The sequence below is a fragment of the Pseudomonas sp. LJDD11 genome (genome assembly GCF_024584215.1).
In the GTDB taxonomy this organism is placed as follows: Bacteria; Pseudomonadota; Gammaproteobacteria; order Pseudomonadales; family Pseudomonadaceae; genus Aquipseudomonas.
This window is the reverse complement of sequence record NZ_JANJFL010000024.1, coordinates 1-3,746: the sequence shown is the minus strand read 5'-3', so window position 1 is coordinate 3,746 and position 3,746 is coordinate 1. Positions and strand designations below refer to the sequence as shown.

The window sequence follows — 3,746 nt, the reverse complement described above, 5'->3', positions numbered from 1 at the left end:
CTCACACCCAAAACACCGATCCCCCCCCGCCCGCGCGGGGGGAACCTCCCCCCCCCGAGGCCCGTTTGCGTTGTAAAGAGCGGGATTGATGTGCAACAGGCAGGCAAAAAAAAGCCACTGAAAACAGTGGCCATAACGGGAATCGGGTTGACGGATGAGTGGTAGAAGGCGCTTGATGAGTGACGCCTTGCAGGTGGTGGCTTCCGTTGATGTGAGCGATTGTGGCGAACTAATGGCAAGGCTGGAAATCAACTCGTTCTATAGCGCCTATAGTTTTGATGCATGGTTATGAGGCGTGGGCGATAAAAGTGGGCGCAATTTTGCACAAGGAGGGTGCGCGGTGGGCGTTGCGTAAAAATAACTTATTGAAAAATAAAGATTTATGCCGGTGGCACGAGGCTTGCGAAGGCCTTGGCGTCCTGGGTGACAAGGAGTTCGGCATGATCCGCAACTTTTACGATGAGATGTACGATGCTGGCGGGCAGGTTCGCCCGCATTACCGGGAGTTTGCCCGGTGGTTGGGAAATACGCCGCCTGAGCTGTTGGCTCAGCGGCGTCGCGAGGCCGATCTGCTGTTTCATCGTGCCGGAATTACCTTCACGCTCTATGGCGACGAGCAGGGCACCGAGAGGTTGATTCCTTTCGATACCATCCCGCGCAGCATTCCGGCCACTGAGTGGCGGATTGTCGAGCGCGGCTGTATTCAGCGAGTCAAAGCGCTGAACATGTTTCTGGCCGACCTGTATCACGAGCAACGGATCATCAAGGCCGGGATCGTGCCTGCCGAACAGGTACTTGCCAATGAGCAGTACCAGTTGGCAATGCAGGGGCTGAACCTGCACCGCGATCTGTATTCGCATATTTCCGGCGTGGACCTGGTGCGCGACAGTGACGGCACTTATTACGTGCTCGAAGACAACCTGCGCACCCCCAGCGGTGTGAGCTACATGCTCGAAGACCGCAAGATGATGATGCGCCTGTTTCCCGAGCTGTTTGCGGCGCAGCGCATCGCGCCGATCGATCATTACCCGAACCTGTTGCTCGATACCCTGAAAAGTGCCAGCCCGCTGGATAACCCCAGAGTCGTCGTGCTGACGCCGGGGCGCTTCAACAGCGCATTTTTCGAGCATGCGTTCCTGGCGCGGGAAATGGGCGTCGAGCTGGTAGAGGGGGCTGACCTGTTCGTGCGTGATGACCGGGTCTATATGCGCACCACGTCCGGTCCGCGGCCGGTCGACGTGATCTACCGACGTCTGGACGATGCATTTCTCGACCCGCTGGCGTTCAGGCCTGATTCGGTGCTGGGTGTTCCGGGCCTGCTGGCAGCCTACCGCAGCGGCAACGTGGTGCTGGCGAACGCGGTGGGTACCGGCGTTGCCGATGACAAGTCGGTTTACCCGTATGTGACCGACATGATCCGCTTCTATCTTGATGAAGAGCCGATCCTGATGAACGTGCCAACCTGGCAGTGCCGCAAGCCTGACGAGTTGTCTCACGTGCTTGCCAATCTGAAAGATCTGGTGGTCAAGGAAACCCAAGGCTCCGGCGGCTACGGCATGCTGGTCGGCCCGGCGGCAACGGCAGCCGAGATCGAAGCCTTCCGGGCCCGCCTGATTGCCCGGCCACATGCGTATATCGCCCAACCCACCCTGTCCCTGTCGACCTGTCCGACTTTCGTCGAGAACGGCATCGCCCCGCGACACATTGATCTGCGCCCCTTTGTCTTGTCTGGCCGCGAAACTCGCGTAGTGCCCGGCGGGCTCACCCGTGTGGCCCTGCGTGAAGGCTCGCTGGTGGTGAACTCGTCTCAGGGCGGCGGAACCAAGGACACCTGGGTGGTCGAGGATTAAGGATGCCTGCCTATGTTGAGTAGAACTGCCTCTGATCTGTTCTGGATGTCACGTTACCTGGAGCGGGTTGAAAACCTCGCACGGATGCTTGATGTCAGTTACTCGTTGTCATTGATGCCCCAGGACGGGCGTGGTGACGGCCTGGATGAAATCGCCATGCCGCTGTTGATCACCGGCACCCTGGATGCCTATCGAGAGCGTCATGGCGAACGGCATGCCGAACGCATGCTGCACTTCTTTGCTCTGGATGCCAGCAACCCGGCCAGTATCTACAGTTGCCTGGGTGCCGCACGGGCCTGTGCCCACGCGGTACGCGGGCGAATTACCGCTGATATGTGGGAGAACATCAACTCCACCTGGCTGGAAATCCGCGACATCGCCCAGCAGGGCCTGAACCGCTATGGCATGAGCCGCTTTTGCGAGTGGGTCAGGGAGCGTGCCCATCTGTTTCGCGGTGCAACCTACGGCACCATCATGCGCAACGATGCCTTCAGCTTCATTCGCCTGGGGACATTCATCGAGCGTGCCGACAACACTCTGCGCATGCTCGATGCGCGCTACGAGATGCTCGAGCTGCGTGGTTCGCATGTGAAAGCGGCGGCTGACAGCTCTGCTGCCGGCTATTACCAATGGAGTGCGTTGCTGCGTGCCTTGTCGTGCTTCGAGGCCTACACCGAGCTCTATCGCGAGGCGCCTGGAGCCCGGCATGTGGCCGAGTTGCTGTTGTTGCGCGCCGATACGCCACGTTCATTGCTGGCGTGCCTGGAAGAACTCGATGAAGTGCTTAGCAGCCTGCCCGGCATCAACGGGCGGCCCGCCCAGCGCATGGCCGCCGAGCTGCATGCGCGGTTGCGTTTCACCGGCATTGATGAGGTTCTGGAAGCAGGGCTGCATGCGTGGTTGAACGACTTCATCCCTCTGGTCGCCGATCTGGGCGATGCGATCCACACTTCCTATCTGGAGGCTGCATGAGACTCTCCATCAGTCATGAGACCAGTTATCACTATGAGGCTCAGGTACGAGCCAGCATCCAGTACCTGCGCCTGACCCCACACGACAGCGAGCGCCAGAAGATTCTCAGTTGGCAACTGAACCTGCCGCGCCCGGTGCGCCCTCAGGTCGACCCATACGGCAATATCCTGCACGTGCTGACCCTCGACGAGCCGCATCAGGCCATTGTGATCGGTGCTCGTGGTCAGGTAGAAATCGACCCGCGCTGCGAGGCCGAGCCTGACAGCCAGTCGCCGTTGCCGTTTCTGCGCTCGACCCGGCTGACCGAGGCTGACGAAGCACTGCGCTCGTTTGCCGCCAGCCAGTGTCAGCGTGGCACTGACCGTACTGCCCTGATCGGCTTGATGCATGCCTTGAACCAGCACATGGTCTATACGCCGGGCAGTACCGAAGTCGAAACCAGTGCGGCGCAAGCCTTCGCCGGCCGCAGCGGGGTCTGTCAGGACCACACCCATGCGTTTCTGGCATGCGCGCGCAGCCTGGGCGTGCCGGCGCGCTATGTGTCGGGTTACCTGTGCACTGCAGACAGCGACCACCTGTCCAGCCATGCCTGGGCCGAGGCCTGGATTGATGACGGCTGGTACAGTTTTGACGTGACCAATCAACTGGCCATTCCTGAGCGGCATCTGAAGGTGGCGGTTGGGCTTGATTACCTGGATGCGTGCCCGGTGCGCGGTATGCGCCGGGGCGGCGGCTTCGAGCAGATGCATGCCCGAGTGCTGGTGTCGCCTGCAGCACCGATTGCCGCTGCGCAGACGCAAGTGCAGCACCAGTGAGGGCCGGGCGGGCTGTCTGAGCGCCCGCCATTTCACCCTATGCGCGAGAAGCCTCGGGGTTTAGCCCGAGGTCGAGAGCGCGGACGCCGCAGGCGTCCTGGTTGGGAGT

3 protein-coding genes are annotated in these 3,746 nt (G+C 60.8%); all 3 read left to right on the top strand.

The window, feature by feature from the left end:
* Positions 1-440: 440 nt before the first annotated feature.
* From NRB16_RS22420 to NRB16_RS22410, 3 genes are read left to right on the top strand one after another with little or no spacing between them, the layout of a single operon-like run.
* Positions 441-1,850 (top strand): circularly permuted type 2 ATP-grasp protein, encoded by a 1,410-nt coding sequence (locus NRB16_RS22420; protein WP_253110280.1) that lies wholly within the window; start codon positions 441-443, stop codon positions 1,848-1,850.
* 12 nt (positions 1,851-1,862) lie between these two features.
* On the top strand, positions 1,863-2,822 hold the full coding sequence (locus tag NRB16_RS22415) for an alpha-E domain-containing protein (protein WP_045489938.1): 960 nt from the start codon (positions 1,863-1,865) through the stop codon (positions 2,820-2,822).
* On the top strand, positions 2,819-3,637 hold the full coding sequence (locus NRB16_RS22410; protein WP_045489940.1) for a transglutaminase family protein: 819 nt from the start codon (positions 2,819-2,821) through the stop codon (positions 3,635-3,637). Before NRB16_RS22415 ends, NRB16_RS22410 begins: the two co-directional genes overlap by 4 nt.
* Positions 3,638-3,746: the final 109 nt, after the last annotated feature.

Bases quoted from the DNA above. Each gene is read 5' to 3' on its own strand.
- NRB16_RS22410 (WP_045489940.1), top strand. From the start codon at position 2,819: ATGAGACTCTCCATCAGTCATGAGACCAGTTATCACTATGAGGCTCAG.
- NRB16_RS22420 (WP_253110280.1), top strand. From the start codon at position 441: ATGATCCGCAACTTTTACGATGAGATGTACGATGCTGGCGGGCAGGTT.
- NRB16_RS22415 (WP_045489938.1), top strand. From the start codon at position 1,863: ATGTTGAGTAGAACTGCCTCTGATCTGTTCTGGATGTCACGTTACCTG.